The 15,330-nt window shown below is 63.0% G+C and carries 16 protein-coding genes; 11 read left to right on the top strand and 5 right to left on the bottom strand.

Going from position 1 to position 15,330, the window contains the following annotated elements; translation table 11 throughout:
* Positions 1-507 carry a Holliday junction resolvase RuvX gene (gene ruvX, locus AC1DXN_RS06475; protein WP_477269603.1) on the top strand — a complete coding sequence of 169 codons (507 nt, stop codon included), beginning with the start codon at positions 1-3 and terminating at the stop codon, positions 505-507.
* Here the strand turns inward: ruvX and AC1DXN_RS06480 are convergent.
* From AC1DXN_RS06480 to AC1DXN_RS06490, 3 genes are all read right to left on the bottom strand, one after another.
* Complete coding sequence (locus AC1DXN_RS06480) at positions 425-766, bottom strand: DUF6105 family protein (RefSeq protein WP_477269601.1); 342 nt, start codon at positions 764-766, stop codon at positions 425-427. The two genes, ruvX and AC1DXN_RS06480, sit on opposite strands and share 83 nt — an antisense overlap.
* The gene (locus AC1DXN_RS06485) at positions 766-1,326 is read right to left on the bottom strand and encodes a hypothetical protein (RefSeq protein WP_477269599.1); all 561 of its coding nucleotides are present in this window, start codon (positions 1,324-1,326) and stop codon (positions 766-768) included. Before AC1DXN_RS06485 ends, AC1DXN_RS06480 begins: the two co-directional genes overlap by 1 nt.
* A 133-nt stretch (positions 1,327-1,459) precedes the next feature.
* A complete protein-coding gene (locus AC1DXN_RS06490) occupies positions 1,460-3,088 on the bottom strand; it encodes a DNA alkylation response protein (protein WP_477269597.1) in 1,629 nt (542 codons plus the stop codon).
* Between the two features lie 178 nt (positions 3,089-3,266).
* Here AC1DXN_RS06490 and AC1DXN_RS06495 point away from each other — a divergent pair, with 178 nt between their 5' ends.
* The 4 genes from AC1DXN_RS06495 to dprA are packed head-to-tail and all read left to right on the top strand — an operon-like array spanning position 3,267 to position 7,275.
* A complete protein-coding gene (locus tag AC1DXN_RS06495) occupies positions 3,267-4,232 on the top strand; it encodes an aspartate carbamoyltransferase catalytic subunit (protein ID WP_477247172.1) in 966 nt (321 codons plus the stop codon).
* Entirely contained in the window at positions 4,229-5,515 is a 1,287-nt protein-coding gene (locus tag AC1DXN_RS06500; RefSeq protein WP_477269595.1) for a dihydroorotase, read from the top strand. The genes AC1DXN_RS06495 and AC1DXN_RS06500 overlap by 4 nt, the downstream gene beginning before the upstream one ends.
* A gap of 45 nt (positions 5,516-5,560) precedes the next feature.
* Positions 5,561-6,142: a glycerol-3-phosphate 1-O-acyltransferase PlsY gene (plsY, locus tag AC1DXN_RS06505; protein WP_477269593.1), complete on the top strand. Its 582-nt coding sequence runs from the start codon at positions 5,561-5,563 to the stop codon at positions 6,140-6,142.
* The gene (gene dprA / locus AC1DXN_RS06510) at positions 6,139-7,275 is read left to right on the top strand and encodes a DNA-processing protein DprA (protein WP_477269591.1); all 1,137 of its coding nucleotides are present in this window, start codon (positions 6,139-6,141) and stop codon (positions 7,273-7,275) included. Before plsY ends, dprA begins: the two co-directional genes overlap by 4 nt.
* Positions 7,276-7,302: 27 nt before the next feature.
* On the opposite strand, the gene AC1DXN_RS06515 is transcribed toward dprA, so the two are convergent.
* Together AC1DXN_RS06515 and AC1DXN_RS06520 are read right to left on the bottom strand one after the other, a co-directional pair.
* A complete protein-coding gene (locus AC1DXN_RS06515) occupies positions 7,303-8,481 on the bottom strand; it encodes a hypothetical protein (RefSeq protein WP_477269589.1) in 1,179 nt (392 codons plus the stop codon).
* A 121-nt stretch (positions 8,482-8,602) separates the two neighbouring features.
* A complete protein-coding gene (locus AC1DXN_RS06520; RefSeq protein WP_477269587.1) occupies positions 8,603-9,142 on the bottom strand; it encodes a DnaJ domain-containing protein in 540 nt (179 codons plus the stop codon).
* Between the two features lie 333 nt (positions 9,143-9,475).
* On the opposite strand from AC1DXN_RS06520, the gene AC1DXN_RS06525 reads away from it, so the two are divergent.
* The 6 genes from AC1DXN_RS06525 to AC1DXN_RS06550 all read left to right on the top strand — a co-directional run bounded on the left by AC1DXN_RS06525 (position 9,476) and on the right by AC1DXN_RS06550 (position 15,307).
* Positions 9,476-10,360 carry a dihydrodipicolinate synthase family protein gene (locus tag AC1DXN_RS06525; RefSeq protein ID WP_477269585.1) on the top strand — a complete coding sequence of 295 codons (885 nt, stop codon included), beginning with the start codon at positions 9,476-9,478 and terminating at the stop codon, positions 10,358-10,360.
* 23 nt (positions 10,361-10,383) lie between these two features.
* Positions 10,384-11,043 (top strand): GntR family transcriptional regulator, encoded by a 660-nt coding sequence (locus AC1DXN_RS06530; RefSeq protein WP_477269583.1) that lies wholly within the window; start codon positions 10,384-10,386, stop codon positions 11,041-11,043.
* Between the two features lie 66 nt (positions 11,044-11,109).
* Positions 11,110-12,447 (top strand): ABC transporter substrate-binding protein, encoded by a 1,338-nt coding sequence (locus tag AC1DXN_RS06535; protein WP_477269581.1) that lies wholly within the window; start codon positions 11,110-11,112, stop codon positions 12,445-12,447.
* Positions 12,447-13,385 carry a carbohydrate ABC transporter permease gene (locus tag AC1DXN_RS06540; RefSeq protein ID WP_477269579.1) on the top strand — a complete coding sequence of 313 codons (939 nt, stop codon included), beginning with the start codon at positions 12,447-12,449 and terminating at the stop codon, positions 13,383-13,385. Before AC1DXN_RS06535 ends, AC1DXN_RS06540 begins: the two co-directional genes overlap by 1 nt.
* The gene (locus tag AC1DXN_RS06545; protein WP_477269576.1) at positions 13,386-14,207 is read left to right on the top strand and encodes a carbohydrate ABC transporter permease; all 822 of its coding nucleotides are present in this window, start codon (positions 13,386-13,388) and stop codon (positions 14,205-14,207) included.
* Positions 14,208-14,245: 38 nt separating this feature from the next.
* Entirely contained in the window at positions 14,246-15,307 is a 1,062-nt protein-coding gene (locus tag AC1DXN_RS06550) for an ABC transporter ATP-binding protein (protein ID WP_477269574.1), read from the top strand.
* The last annotated feature ends 23 nt before the right edge of the window (positions 15,308-15,330 follow it).

Here is a 15,330-nt window from a genome sequence, read left to right on the forward strand (position 1 = left end):
TTGGGCATCATCCGCATCGAGGAATTGCCAACCCGGCTCGCTGGCGGCAAGACGCTGGCGGGGCTCGATCTCGGCGACAAGACGATCGGCGTCGCCGTTTCCGACCGTGGCTTTTCCTTCGCTCACCCGCGCCCGGTCATCATGCGCAAGAAGTTCTCGCTGGATGCAGCGGCGCTGCTTGCCCTGCTGCAGAAGGACAATGTCGGCGCTTTCGTGCTCGGCCTGCCGGTCAACATGGATGGGTCGGAAGGTCCGCGGGCGCAGAAATCGCGCGCCTTCGTCCGCAACATGGCAGGCATGACCGATCTGCCCTTCGTGCTTTGGGACGAGAGGCTGTCGACGGTCGCGGCCGAGCGGACGCTGATCGAAATGGATTTCTCGCGCAAGAAGCGCGCCGGCAAGATCGATTCGGCGGCAGCCGCCTTTATTCTGCAGGGAGTCCTTGACCGTCTTCAGTCGCTCGCGGCAAGCGCTCGGACGCAACCGGATCCATCCACTGGGTCCTGATCCAGGCGGCAATATTGCGGCGGCGGCGGAACGCCCACAGGGCCATCAGCAAGAACCCGTCGAAAACACAAGCTCTTGCGACCATGCCGGGAATGATTGCCGGATCGATGCCCAGCATCTGACCATACAGCTGAAACACGAGGTCATGCAGTTGCCGGCTGAGCATGACATAACCGAAATTGATGTCATTGAGCGAAAGGTAGAACCAGCCCCAGAACAAAGCCATGGGGGCCGCCCAGAGCGCGAACAAAGTGCGCATCAGCGGCCATCCTCCAAGTTGGTGTTCGATCGACTGGAAATGCGCGACAGCAACGAGCCGTGCGCCGCGCCCCTGGCCATGACATGTGCCGCGGCACGGATTTCGCCGTCGGCAGCAACCGCGGTCGCAAATGCCGCGCGCCGCTCGGCAAGCATGGCGACATAGGACGCCAGAAGGGCTGCCAATTGCACGGCGACAACCATGAACAGCCCTTTGATGCCTTGCGCGGCGCCGCCGATCAGGATCAGCGACAGCACGCCTGAGGCGGAAATGAAGGCGATGCGCACAACGCTGTCGGCGGCATCTGGATTGGCCGCGACGTTAACCAAGGTCTCGACAAAGGCCCAGCAGAACAGCACCGCCACGACCAGCAGCGCGACGGCCAGCGGCGCCACGACGGCAGCGTTTTCGAGATCAGCGAAACGTGTGTCCTGGACGGCGACGCCCAGCACGCCGAGAGCAGCCGCAACACCGCGGTTTCCATCGATGCAGATGAACGCCAGCAGGGCGAAAACGGCTGCCCAGTGCAATGCCAGAAAGGAGGTCAGAATATGCCGCATGGAGTCCCTGCCTTGGTAGCAAAGACAGTGGGCTTTGCCGCTCGCCGCCGCAATGGAAACCATTTGTTAAGGTTAACGGCCGTCCACAGGTGCGCGAACTTTTTGGCGTCTTCGTGCGCCCCTTGGGTCCTGCCTAGTTCACCGGCGGATAGAGCGTGTCGATGATCATGCGCGCATCATGGCGTGAATCGAGCATGCCGTAGGTGTTGCGCCACTGGCCTGCGAGCCGCGTTTCGACGAAGGCATCGGCGATCCGCCCTGCCCCCAGCCTGCGAAGCTCAGCAGCCGCAGCCGACAGCGCCAGTTGCTCGGTCAAAAGACGGGCCGAACCTTCATCGGTCGCGGCGACCTGCATTGCCGCCTTGAGCACGCTGATTGTGCCGCGTCCGCCGGCGCCGAGATCGCGGTCGATGCCGGCCAGCACGTCCTCGAACAGGCCCGGCGCGCGGCCAAGCACGCGCAGCACATCGAGCGCCATGACATTGCCGGAGCCTTCCCAGATGGCGTTGACCGGGGCTTCGCGATAGTAGCGGGCGAGCGGCGCTTCCTCGACATAGCCATTGCCGCCGAGGCATTCCATCGCCTCGTAGAGCAGCGGCGGCGCGATCTTGCAGACCCAGTATTTGACGACCGGCGTCATGGCGCGGGCAAACGCCGCCTCGCCGCGATCGCTGGCCGCCTCGTCGAAAGAACGAGCCAGCCGGAACGACAGCGCGGTGGCGGCGGCGACATCGAGCGCCATGTCGGCAAGCACGCGCTGCATCAGCGGCTGCTCGATCAGCGGCGAACCGAACACCTGGCGATGACGGGTGTGATGAACAGCCTCGGCCAGCCCTGCCCGCATGATCGCCGACGAGGCGACGGCGCAGTCGAGCCTGGTCAGTGTGACCATGTCCATGATCGTCTTGACGCCCGCCCCCGGCTCCCCGACCATCTCGCCGATGGCGTTGACGAACTCGACCTCCGAGGACGCGTTGGAGCGGTTGCCGAGCTTGTCCTTCAGCCGCTGAAAGCGGAAGCCGTTGCCCGATCCGTCACCCAGGATGCGCGGAACGAGAAAACACGAGAGACCTTCCGGCGCTTGCCCGAGCACAAGAAACGCATCCGACATCGGCGCCGACATGAACCATTTGTGGCCGGTCAGGCGATAAAATCCGCTGCCGGCACGCTCGGCTCGGGTGACGTTGGCGCGCACATCGGTGCCGCCCTGCTTTTCGGTCATGCCCATGCCGAGCGTCAGCCCGGTCTTTTCGACCGGCGGCTTCTGGCTCTGGTCGTATTTGCGCGTCGTCACCCTGGGCGCCCATTCGCGAAACAGTTTTGGGCTGGCCATCAATGCGGCAAGCGAAGCGCTGGTCATTGTGATCGGGCACAGATGCCCGGTCTCGAGCCCGGCGGTCAGGTAGAAGCGGGCGGCGCGCACCTGATGGCGGCGACCGATCTCGGCATCGCCATTTTCCCAGATCGAGGAATGCAGGCCGTTGGCGACCGAGCGGCGCATCAGCGCATGATAGGCTGGATGGAACTCGACCTGGTCGATGCGGCGGCCCTGGCGGTCATGGGTCCTGAGCTTCGGCGTCTCGGCGTTGGCGAGGCGGGCGAGTTCCTGCGCCTCATGCGTCAGCACGAAACGGCCGAGGCCGTCGAGATCCTTGCGTACCGGATCGGAAAAGCGCTCGGCGAGCTGGATCAGCAACGGATCGCCGCGCCAGGCGTTGCCGCCTGCCAGCGGCGGCGGCTGGTTGGTCACGTCGTCGGTCACGCCCAATCCTTCTATCGGCAGAAAGGCCCTTATCGTCAGAAGGCCACGAATCCGAAGCCATCGGCTAGATATAGCCGAAGCCAGGCGGTGCGCGCGACGAAAATACCGGGGAGAAAGGCTTCAATCCAAAGCAGGTGCTTGCAGCCGGTAAATCTCCACCCTATAGCAGCGCCTTGAGATGACCGACGCTTCGTCCCTGCCACTCTATCCCCACCGCCATCTTCTGGGCATCCGCGATCTTTCCCCCGCCGACATCGAGCTGTTGCTCGACCGCGCGGACCGGGCGGTCGCGATCTCTCGGCAGTCCGAGAAAAAAACCTCGACGCTGCGCGGGCGCACGCAGATCAACCTCTTCTATGAAGCCTCGACGCGCACGCAGTCGTCGTTCGAGTTGGCGGGAAAGCGGCTCGGCGCCGATGTCATGAACATGTCGGTGGCGAGCTCTTCGGTGAAGAAGGGCGAGACGCTGATCGACACGGCGATGACGCTGAACGCCATGCGCCCAGACATATTGATCATTCGCCACCAGTCGGCGGGGGCGGCAGCATTGCTGGCGCAAAAGGTCGGCTGTTCGGTGGTCAATGCCGGCGACGGCGCGCATGAACACCCGACACAGGCGCTGCTCGACGCGCTGACCATCCGCCGCGCCAAAGGACCGCTGTCGAAGCTAATCGTGGCGATCTGCGGCGACATCCTGCATTCGCGCGTGGCGCGCTCCAACATCATGCTGCTCAACGCGCTTGGCGCACAAGTGCGTGTCGTCGCGCCTTCGACGCTGCTGCCCACCGGCATCGAAAAAATGGGCGTCATCGTCACCCGCTCGATGGCCGAAGGCCTCAAGGGCGCCGATGTGGTGATGATGCTGCGCCTGCAGCGCGAGCGCATGGAAGGCGCCTTCGTGCCATCGGTGCGCGAGTATTTCCGCTATTTCGGCCTCGATGCCGAAAAACTGAAGGCGGCCAAGGATGGCGCGCTGGTCATGCATCCCGGCCCGATGAACCGGGGCGTCGAGATCGCCTCGGAAATCGCTGACGGTCCGCAGAGCGTCATCCAGGAACAGGTGGAGATGGGCGTTGCCGTGCGCATGGCGGTGATGGAAGCGCTGCTTGATCCGCGCCGCAACCATGAGGGCCGCGGCGCATGAGCATAACGGTCTTCAACCGGGCCAGGATCGTCGACCCGTCGCGCGGCATTGACGAGACCGGCACGGTCATTGTCGACGGGAAAAAGATCGTTGCCGCCGGCAAGGCCGCCCTGAACCAGGGGGCGCCCGAAGGTGCAACCGTTATCAACTGTGCCGGCAAGGCGATCATTCCCGGCCTGATCGATGCTCGCGTCTTCATCGGCGAACCGGGCGGCGAGCACCGCGAAACCATTGCTTCGGCGAGCGTTGCGGCTGCTGCCGGCGGTGTCACCTCGATCGTCATGATGCCGGACACCGACCCGGTGATCGACAATGTCGCGCTGGTCGAATTCGTGCTGCGCACCGCCAGGGACACGGCCATCGTCAACATCTTCCCGGCGGCGGCGATCACCAAGGGGCTCGCCGGCCGCGAGATGACTGAGTTCGGCCTGCTGCGTGAGGCCGGCGCCGTCGCCTTCACCGACGGGCGCCACACCATATCCAGCGCGCTGGTGATGCGCCGGGCGCTGACCTATGCCCGCGATTTCGGCGGCGTGATCGCGCATGAGATCCAGGACGCCGATCTCGGCGCAGCCGGGGTGATGAACGAAGGCCTCTATGCGAGCTGGCTCGGCCTTGCCGGCATTCCGCGCGAGGCCGAATCCATCCCGCTGGAGCGCGACCTGGCGCTGGCGCGGCTGACGCGTGGCGCCTACCACGCGGCCAAGATTTCGACGGCGATGGCGGCGCAAGCGGTGACGCGGGCGAAAGCCGACGGCGCCACTGTCACGTCGGGGGTGGCCATTCACAATCTGTCGCTCAACGAGAACGACGTCGGGGAATACCGCACCTTCTTCCGGCTGACACCGCCGCTGCGCGCCGAAGAGGACCGGCTGGCGATGATCGAAGCGGTCAGGGACGGCACGATCGACATCATCGTCTCCTCGCATGATCCACAGGACGTCGACACCAAGCGCCTGCCCTTCGCCGACGCGGCAGCCGGCGCCATCGGTCTGGAAACGCTGCTGGGGGCGGCGCTGCGGCTCTATCACAATGACGACGTAACGCTGCTCAGGCTGATCGAGACCCTGTCCACTGCGCCGGCAAAACTGTTTGGCCTGCCGGGCGGCACGCTGAAGCCGGGGGCTGCCGCGGATCTGGCGCTTGTCGATCTCGACGAGCCGTGGATCGTCAGCGAAAGCGGCATTCGCTCGCGCTCGAAAAACACCTGTTTCGAAGGCGCGCGCCTGCAAGGCAAGGTCTTGCAAACGCTGGTTGCGGGACGCACAGTGTTTTCGGCATAGGTCGGCTGCGCCGATCCGCAGGACCACGAAATACGGGGGGAAACAATGGGTTACGTCCTGGCGCTGGTGTTCGGCTATCTGCTCGGCTCGATCCCGTTCGGGCTGTTGATCACCCGTGCTGCCGGCCTCGGCGATGTGCGCAAGATCGGCTCCGGCAATATCGGCGCCACCAATGTGCTGAGAACCGGCAGCAGGGGGCTGGCCGCCGCGACGCTGCTGCTCGATGCGCTGAAAGGCACGGCGGCCGTGCTGATCGCAGGTCATTTTGCGCCTGAGCTTGGGCTCTGGGCCGGTCTCGGCGCCTTTTTCGGCCATCTCTTTCCGGTCTGGCTCGGCTTCAAGGGCGGCAAGGGCGTGGCCACCTATCTCGGCGTGCTGATCGGCCTTGCCTGGCAGGTGGCGCTGATCTTCGCCGTCGTCTGGCTGGCGATTGCGTTCCTGTTCCGCTACTCCTCGCTGGCGGCGCTGACGGCGGCGGTCATCGTGCCGATCGCGCTTTACTTCCTGGGCACGCCGCAGACTGCAGGGCTGTTCCTGGTGATGAGCCTGATCGTCATATTCAAGCACCGGGAAAACATCTCAAGGCTTCTCGCCGGCAGCGAGGGCAGGATCGGAGCCAAGGGGTGAGCAAGCCTGCCGCCGGGCCGCGCCTCAGCGACCGGCAGCGGCTGAGCTGGCTGCGCCTGATCCGCACGCAAAATGTCGGCCCCGCCTCGTTTCGCGGCCTGATCAACCGCTTCGGCTCGGCAGAGGCGGCGTTGGAGATGCTGCCCGAACTGATGATTTCCGGCGGCGCCAAAAAGATCGTCCGCATTCCTTCCCTTGCCGAGGCCGAGGCGGAACTGGAGGCGGCAGGCCAGGCCGGCGCCCGCTTCGTCGGGATCGGTGAAGCCGACTATCCGCCGCTCCTAAAAAACATGGACAATCCGCCGCCGCTGCTGGCGGTCAAAGGCGAAGGCGCGGTGTTCCGTCTGCCGGCGATTGCCATTGTCGGCGCCCGCAACGCCTCGCTGGCCGGCATCAAGATGGCGCGGATGCTGGCGGCCGATCTCGGCCGCGACGGCTACAGCATTATCTCCGGCCTCGCACGCGGCATCGACACGGCTGCGCATCAAGGCAGTCTTTCGACCGGCACGGTGGGTGTGCTGGCCGGCGGTCTCGACCTGCCCTACCCGCCTGAGAACATCGGACTGTGCAATGAGATCGCCGAGCGCGGCGGCGCCATCGTTTCGGAAATGCCGTTCGGCTGGCAGCCAAGGGCGCAGGATTTCCCGCGGCGCAACCGCCTCGTTGCCGGCATGGCACTGGGACTGGTGGTGGTCGAGGCGGCACAGCGCTCGGGATCGCTGATCAGCGCCAGGCTGGCCGGCGAGATGGGCCGGCTGGTCTTTGCCGTCCCCGGCTCGCCGCTCGATCCACGCTGCGCCGGTACCAACGGCCTGCTCAAGGACGGCGCGACGCTGGTCACCGAGGCATCTGATGTTTCCGGCGCCATCGCGCCACTGGCCGGTTCGCGGGCGCCAAGGACAGCGCCGCTGGAAGAGCCACCCGACTTCTCGGCAACGCCACCGGCGGGCGAGGACGAGCGGGCCGGTGTGCTCGAAGTGCTCGGGCCAACGCCGGTGGCGGTGGACGAGATCATCAGGCATACCGGCCTGCATGCCGCCCAGGTTTCCATGGTGCTTCTGGAACTCGACCTTGCCGGCCGACTCGAGCGCCACGCCGGCGGGAATGTCTCGCTGGTTTTCCAAGGCTCTTGATATCCGTCAGCCGATCGCCAGGCAGCCTTAGCGGAACAGATACTTCGACACTTCCGGATTGCCACGACGCCACATGACGTTGTCGAGGAAGTAGTGGTGCACATTGATGAATATCAACACGATGAAGAAGAACAGCGATGAGCCGAGGACTTGCCTGTCGTAGGGGACCAGATTGGTCAGCGTCAGCGGGATCAACCAGAAACCGAGATATCCAAGTGCTGCGCCCGCGACGATGAATCCCAGGACCCGAAACCTGTAGAGAGGGCCAAGGAAGGACAGGATTTTCAGCGGCGGATCTGCGACAGCGTCCGGACCATCGCGCTCAAAATTGGTCTGGTAGCGCCAGACCACCGCCAGGTACTGCAGCGAGTGGAGCGCGGGCACCACAAGCAGCCAGAGCGGGTTTATTCTCACGATCAGGATCCACAGATAGAGCGACGCGACATAGGCCACGACGCCGTTGTACGGCAGCTTGCCGCCGTTCTTCCGCCAGCGATTGGCCAGCATCAAAACCGTAACCGCCGTGGACGCTATGGCCGCCAGCAGGGCAATGTTGGAGATCCAGGAAGGGGCAGCGAATGTGTAGTAGTCCAGGTCGTAGTATTTCCCCTGGGTGACAGCCGTGTTCGTCTGGAGCCATGCGAAAATCCATACGGCATAGCTGTTGAAGAGCAGCACCTTCTTGTCCCGGTCGTCGAAGAATTTGCGCTTCAGGACGGCATCCACCATCAACATGCCGTAGCCCTGCTTGACGTAGTGCCAGCCGACAAAAAAGAACATCGCGTTGGCTGCATAACCGAGCAGGCGCGTGTTCGCTGCCGCAGCGCTGTAGGCGAAGAAACCGGCCATGATCAAGGGAACGACGATGCCCGCGAATATGTAGCGGATCTGCAGGCTCCTGTCGTAGCCGTCGCCGCTCACCTTGCGCCCGAAATTGCGGTAGAAAAGTTGGTAGGAGTGGGCGAAGTGAGGGTAGTTCACGAGATAGGCCACAAACACCATCGTTGCGGCCAAGGCACCTTCGTACTCAAGCGGCACGAGAAACAGAACCGGCAGAATGAGAAACGCGCTGCCGCCAAGCATGAGGAAGTCGGCGACCGGACCGAAGAGATATTTGTCGGGTGCTGCCGCCTTAGGAGCTACAGCGTCCGCCGAAAGCTGAAGTGCCATGTTCGAACCCTCCCCTGGGAAGGTGAGTTTAGCCATCGACCAGTCTGGCGACAAGGTTAGGGCTGCCTCTGTGCACCAACGCAGGCCCTCTTCAAGCGCCGGCCAGACAGTTGGTTCGTGGGGCACGGGCAAACAAGCCAAGCGGGCTAGCCCTTCACTAGTGAGGATGGTCCAGCAGCCTGGTAACGGTGACATCACGCCGATATTCGGAATTCGCGCGATCTATGCCCTCGACAGTGATCGCAATGGTTCCGTTTTCGATCCTCGAAATCCAGCCTTTCGCCTTCATATACCAGATATGAAACTCCAGATGTTCACGAGGGCAGCCTGACAATCGTTCGATTTCCACGTCGCCAATGCCCGGATCGTTGACATCCTTTCGACGTTTTACATACAGCAACGAGAGAACTTTAGCCTGAATGACGCTATCTCGTTCAAGGCCTTTACTGTCGGTGGCTTCCTGGGTCAGCTCGCGATGTATATTCAGCTGCTCATTGTAGTGAATGTCGTATTGCGCCCGCTTGACTGGATCTTTGAGCGTATCATGTGCCTGCACGATTTCGCTGAAGCGCGCTTCGTCCCCGGTATTCTGGTTGTCGGGATGATAGCGCATGGCAAAATAGCGAAACACGCGTTCTATCGTTTCTGAGTTAGCGTTTCGACTGACTTCCAAAAGCTCGTAGTAGTCAACGAACATAATCGGCTCCCTCTCGGCGCAATTGTATATGCGAATTCGCCGAAAAAGGAACGCGCAAGGGACATCTTTTGGTCGTGAGGCGCTACGCCCCCTTAGGTGAACGATGGCCTCACAGGTAAGAAAGAGTCCAGATGGCGCTCGGCCATGAGCGCAATGGGATTTGAACCTTCAATCTGCTGATCGGAAAGCCGCTGCGTCCAGGCAAAGCGGCCAAACATCCCCGGCCAATGTGGCGCGCCATCCGCGGGCTTCAAAAAAACTCAAAACCCCGATTTACGACTAACATGTTAGTGTGGTATCACTACGTAGGAACTGATTTTCGGAGACCTCCCGGTGACATCACGCTTTGGCCTTTCGGCCGCTCTCGCTACGCCTTTTGATGCCTCCGGGCAGATCGCCATCACCCCAATGATCGCTCAGGCGAAGAGTTGCCTGGCGCAGGGTTGCGGCAGCGTGACGCTTTTCGGCACCACTGGCGAAGGTGCGTCGGTGGGCGCGATGGAGCGGCGATCGGTGACTGAAGCCATGTTGGCTGCCGGGATCTTGCCGCATCAGCTCGTTGCCGGCGTGCTGGTCGACGCTGCCGAAGACGCCGCCGAACAGGCACGGCAAGCCTTGCAGAGTGGCGCCCGCAACATTCTCCTGGCCCCGCCGAGCTACTTCAAGAATGTCGGCGAGGAAGGCCTTTTCGGCTGGTTTTCCGCCGTCTTTGCCGCGCTCGGCCCCCTCGCCCGTGGCGTGCTGCTCTACAACATCCCTTCGGTTACCATGGTGCAGCTTTCGCTTGGCCTGATCGGCCGGTTGCGCACCGCTTTTCCTGACGTGGTCGTCGGGGTCAAGGATTCAGGCGGGAACTGGAGCTACAGCGAGGCCCTGCTTGCCGCCCTTGGCGATCTGGTGATCCTGATCGGCGACGAGCGGCATCTGGCACGGGCTGTGCGGCTGGGCGCCCAAGGCGCCATCTCGGGCATGGCCAATTTCGTTCCGGCCGAAATCCGCGCCATGGCCGAGGACGGGCGCGACGATCCCCGCGTCGAGAATTTCGTGCTCGAATTGCTCAAATATCCGGTCATACCGGCGGTGAAGGTCATGGTGGCGCGCAAGACCGGCGACGAGCGCTGGTTGGCAGTCCGTCCGCCGCTGGAGCCGATCGCTTTGCAGGAGCAGCAGCAGCTTGCCGCCGCCTATGACAGCCTGTTCGCGACCGAACTGGCCTGACCGGCAAAAGGAAACGCGTTGAAATGGGCAACGGCAGCGAACTGACAAACCTTCGGGAGCAGGCCTATGCCAGCTTCACGAAGCATTTGCTGGCCCGCGACCTGCGGCCAGGCCAGTTCGTATCGCAACGCGAACTGGTTGCCTTCACCGGACTGCCGCTTGGCGCCATTCGCGAGATTGTGCCGCGCCTCGAGGCGGAAGGACTTTTGACGACGATCCCGCAGCGCGGCATGCAGATCGCCCATATCGACATCAGCCTGATCCGCGAGGCTTTTCAGTTCCGCCTGTTCATGGAGCGCGAAGCGGTGGCGCTGTTTACGGTCAGCGCCTCCGACGCCGAGTTTGCACGCTTGCGGCGCGAACATGAGGACATGCTTGCCCAGGCGCTGGCGCAGACCCCGACGCCGGAAGTGGAGGCCAAGGCGCAGACCATCGACTGGGCCATGCACGACACTTTCATCAATGCGCTGGGCAACGAGATCATCGCCAAGGCCTATCTGGTCAATTCTGTGAAGATCCGCCTGATCCACCAGGAACGGTTCCGTATCGACGGGCGCGTCGTGCCGGTCATGCGCGAACACCTGGCGGTGATCGAAGCGATGGAGAGCCGCGATCCGCAGAAGGCGGTCGAGGCAATCAGCCTGCACATCGACAAGGCGCGCCGGCTGGCGCTGCAAATCTGAGGAAGCACAAGCCGCGCCGCGATCGCTGCGGCGCAATCGACAACGACAACAACCGGGAGGAAGAAAATGTCGTCCAATCTGTTCAACCCAACCAGGAGGCAACTCCTCCAGGGAACCGCCGCCCTTGCCGCCGCCGGCTTTGCCGGCATTCGCCCGAGCTTTGCCGCCGGCGTCGACTGGAAGCGCTTTGCCGGCACCACGCTCGACGTCAATCTGGTGAAAAGCCCGCGCAGCGACACGCTGACAAAATATCTCGCCGAGTTCGAGGAACTGACCGGCATCAAGGTCAATGCCGAAGCGACGCCGGAACAGCAGCAGCGCCAGAAGACGGTGATCGAGTTGAGCTCCGGCAAGCCGAGCTTCGACGTCGTGCATCTGAGCTACCACGTGCAGAAGCGGCAGTTCGAAAAGGGCGGCTGGCTGGCCGACATATCAGGCTATCTCGCGGATCCCACGCTGACCGACCCCGGGCTGGTCGAAACCGATTTCGCCGATGCCGGCATGCTGTTTGCCAAGGACGGCCAGGGCGTGCTGCGCTCGCTGCCATTCTCGGTCGACTACTGGATCGTCTACTGGAACAAGGAATTGTTCGAGGCCAAGGGCCTCAAATACCCCGAGACGTTCGAGCAATTGGTGGCCGCCGCCGAAGCGCTGACCGATCCGTCGACCAACACATTCGGTTTCGTCGCTCGCGGCCTCAAGAACGCCAACACGCCGGTGTGGACGTCGCTGATGCTCGGCTACGATATGACGCCGCTCGACGACAAGGGCAAGCTGCGCACGACCTCTCCTGAGGCGGTCGAGGCTGCCAGCCTCTACCAGCGGCTGATGACCAAATCCGCACCTCCAGGCGTCACCGGCTTCAACTGGGCCGAAGCGCAATCCGCCTTCTTGCAGGGCAAGATCGGCATGTGGTTCGACGGCGTCGGCTTTGCCCCGCCGATGGAAAATCCGGAAAAGTCGCGAGTGGTCGGCAAGGTCGGCTATGGCGTCATGCCCAAGGGGCCCAAGGCGCATGCCGCGGGAACGTTTGGCGATGGCCTCGGCGTGACGGCCGCCAGCGAGAAGAAGGAAGCCGCCTATCTGTTCTGTCAGTGGGCGATCTCGCCTGCCATGGGCGCGCGCCTGCTGCAGGCGGGTGCCGGCGTGCCGTTCCGCAAGTCGGTGCTGGAAGACCCCAAGGTGCGCGAAGGCGTCACCATGCCGGCGAGCTGGCTCGATGCCGTGGTCGGCTCGGGCAATGTCAGCCGGCTGTCGCTTCCGGTCATCATCCCGGTCACCGAGTTCCGCGACATCTATGGCGTGGCGCTGACCAATCTGATCGCCGGCGCCGATCCGGCAGAGGAGCTGAAGAAGGCCACCGAGCAGTTCCAGCCGGTGCTCGACCGGAGCGAGCAAGGCTGATGTCCGCCACCACCCCAGAACGCATCGGGGTGACGACGCAAGCCATCGAAGGGAGCCAGGCCGTGAGGCTGGCTCCCAACTACTGGCCTTTCGTCGTCCCGGCGCTCGTCGTCGTCGGCGCCGTGATCGTCTTTCCCTGGGCTTTCACGCTGTGGATGAGCGTCAACCGCTGGACGCTCGGCCAGGCGCGAAGCTTTGCCGGGTTGGAAAATTATCTGCGGCTGGCGGTCGACCAACGCTTCTGGGAATCGCTTTTCCATACGCTGACCTACACCGCCCTCTCGGTTGCGGCGCCGATGTTCCTCGGCACCGTCGCGGCGCTGATCTTCGACGCCAAATTTCCGCTGCGCGGTCTGTTGCGCGGCGTCTTCGTGATGCCGATGATGGCAACCCCGGTCGCCGTGGCGCTGGTCTGGACGATGATGTTCCATCCCCAGCTCGGCGTGCTCAACTACCTTTTGTCGCTGGTCGGTATCCCCGCGCAGGAATGGATTTTCAACGCCAGGACGGTCATCCCCTCACTGGTTGCGGTGGAGACCTGGCAGTGGACGCCGCTGGTGATGCTGATCGTGCTGGGCGGCCTGGCCTCCGTGCCGCGCGAGCCCTTCGAGAGTGCCGAGATTGACGGCGCCAACGCCTGGCAACAGTTCCGCTACCTCACACTGCCGATGATCGCGCCGTTCCTGATGATTGCGATGATCATCCGCACCATCGATGCGCTGAAGAGTTTTGACATCATCTACGCCATGACCCAGGGCGGGCCGGGCACGGCCTCGGAAACCATCAACATCTATCTCTACAACACCGCCTTCTCCTACTATGACATCGGCTATGGCTCGGCCATGGCCGTGGTGTTCTTCATCGTCATCGTCGCCCTGTCCTTCATCCTCCTGATGCTGCGCCAGCGCTCGCAATGGATCGGCGTGGAGGGCAAATAGATGAGTTCACGGCTGCTCAACCAGATCGGGCTGTTTTTCGCCGCCCTGGTCTTCGTCTCGCCGGCGATCCTGTTCTTCCTCTGGATGATCTCGCTGTCGCTGAAATTCGAGATCGACAACGGCGCCTATCCGCCGATCCTGATCCCCGAACATCTCGCCTGGTCGAACTATGTGAAGGTGTTCGAGGAGAACAATTTCCTGCTCTATTTCTGGAATTCGGTTCTAGTGACGGGCACGGCAACGCTGCTGGCGCTGCTCATCGGCGTGCCGGCCGGCTATGGCATCGCGCGGCTCAAGGCGGAACGGTCGGCGGTGGTCATCATGATCGCCCGCATGACGCCGGGGCTTTCCTACCTCATCCCGCTGTTCCTGCTGTTCCAGTGGGTCGGCATCCTCGGCACGCTATGGCCGCAGATCATCATCCATCTGGTGGTGACGGTGCCGATCGTGGTCTGGGTGATGATCGGTTATTTCGAGACCACGCCGATGGAATTGGAAGAAGCGGCCAATATTGACGGCGCCAGCTCCTGGCAGGTGTTCCGGCTGGTGGCTTTGCCCATCGCCAAGCCGGGCATCGTCGTCGCCTTCATCCTGTCCATCATCTTCTCGTGGAACAATTTCGTCTTCGGCATAGTGCTCGCCAGTCGCGAGACGCGCACGCTGCCGGTCGCCGTCTACAACATGCTTTCCTACGAGCAGGTAAGCTGGGGTCCGCTCGCCGCCGCGGCACTTGTGGTGACGCTGCCGGTGCTGGTGCTGACCATGTTCGCACAAAGGCAGATCGTCGCCGGGCTGACCGCCGGCGCCGTCAAGGGCGGCTGAGGCGTGGCCCGACATCACTCATTTCCGGGAGAAATCCAATGGCATCGGTAACAATCAACAACGTGCAGAAGGCCTTCGGGTCGGCCAAGATCATCCACGATGTCAGCGTCGACATCGCCGATGGCGAGTTCGTCATTCTGGTCGGACCGTCGGGCTGCGGAAAGTCGACGCTGCTGCGCATGATCGCCGGACTGGAGACGATCTCGGGCGGCAAGATCGCCATTGGCGATCGCGTCGTCAACAACCTGCGGGCGCGCGACCGCAACATCGCCATGGTGTTCCAGAACTACGCGCTCTATCCGCATATGACGGTGGCCGACAATATGGGCTTTGCCCTGAAGATCAAGAAAGCCGATCCGGCCGACACCGCCGGCCGCGTCGGCAGGGCCGCCAGCATTCTCGGCCTGGACAAGCTGCTCGACCGCTATCCGCGCCAGCTTTCCGGCGGCCAGCGCCAACGCGTCGCCATGGGCCGCGCCATTGTGCGCGACCCGCAGGTTTTTCTGTTCGATGAGCCGCTGTCCAATCTCGACGCCAAGCTGCGCGTGCAGATGCGCGGCGAGATCAAGGCGCTGCACCAGCGGCTGGGCACCACCACGATCTATGTCACGCACGACCAGATCGAGGCCATGACCATGGCCGACAAGATCGTCGTTCTGCATGACGGCCTTGTCGAGCAGATTGGCGCGCCGCTCGATCTATACGACCGTCCGGCCAATCTGTTCGTTGCCGGCTTCATCGGCTCACCGGCGATGAACTTCATTGCCGGCCATGTCGAGGAAGGCGTTTTCCGCAGCACCAGCGGACTGACCTTGCCGCTGCCGGAAGGCATCGACATGGCAAACATTCCCGGCGGCGACCTCATCTACGGCATCCGCCCCGAACATATCCGTGCGACGACAACCCAGGGCATCGCCGGTACGATCGTGCTTCTGGAGGCAACGGGTTCGGAGATCTTTGCCAGGGTCGACTGCGCGGGCGAAGAAATCTCCTGCCTTTTCCGCGAGCGGCTGGCGCTGAAACAAGGCGAGCAGATGCGCGTCGAGATCGATCGCGCCTGTGCTCATCTGTTCGACGTCACGACCGGGCGGCGATTGTAGGGTGGCTGCCAAGGGCCTGGTAT

The organism is Mesorhizobium sp. P2_H9 (assembly GCF_056403215.1).

Coding starts and splice junctions, on each gene's coding strand:
- AC1DXN_RS06480 (WP_477269601.1), bottom strand. CDS start 766: ATGCGCACTTTGTTCGCGCTCTGGGCGGCCCCCATGGCTTTGTTCTGG.
- AC1DXN_RS06485 (WP_477269599.1), bottom strand. CDS start 1,326: ATGCGGCATATTCTGACCTCCTTTCTGGCATTGCACTGGGCAGCCGTT.
- AC1DXN_RS06495 (WP_477247172.1), top strand. CDS start 3,267: ATGACCGACGCTTCGTCCCTGCCACTCTATCCCCACCGCCATCTTCTG.
- AC1DXN_RS06500 (WP_477269595.1), top strand. CDS start 4,229: ATGAGCATAACGGTCTTCAACCGGGCCAGGATCGTCGACCCGTCGCGC.
- plsY (WP_477269593.1), top strand. CDS start 5,561: ATGGGTTACGTCCTGGCGCTGGTGTTCGGCTATCTGCTCGGCTCGATC.
- AC1DXN_RS06515 (WP_477269589.1), bottom strand. CDS start 8,481: ATGGCTAAACTCACCTTCCCAGGGGAGGGTTCGAACATGGCACTTCAG.
- AC1DXN_RS06520 (WP_477269587.1), bottom strand. CDS start 9,142: ATGTTCGTTGACTACTACGAGCTTTTGGAAGTCAGTCGAAACGCTAAC.
- AC1DXN_RS06530 (WP_477269583.1), top strand. CDS start 10,384: ATGGGCAACGGCAGCGAACTGACAAACCTTCGGGAGCAGGCCTATGCC.
- AC1DXN_RS06535 (WP_477269581.1), top strand. CDS start 11,110: ATGTCGTCCAATCTGTTCAACCCAACCAGGAGGCAACTCCTCCAGGGA.
- AC1DXN_RS06540 (WP_477269579.1), top strand. CDS start 12,447: ATGTCCGCCACCACCCCAGAACGCATCGGGGTGACGACGCAAGCCATC.
- AC1DXN_RS06545 (WP_477269576.1), top strand. CDS start 13,386: ATGAGTTCACGGCTGCTCAACCAGATCGGGCTGTTTTTCGCCGCCCTG.
- AC1DXN_RS06550 (WP_477269574.1), top strand. CDS start 14,246: ATGGCATCGGTAACAATCAACAACGTGCAGAAGGCCTTCGGGTCGGCC.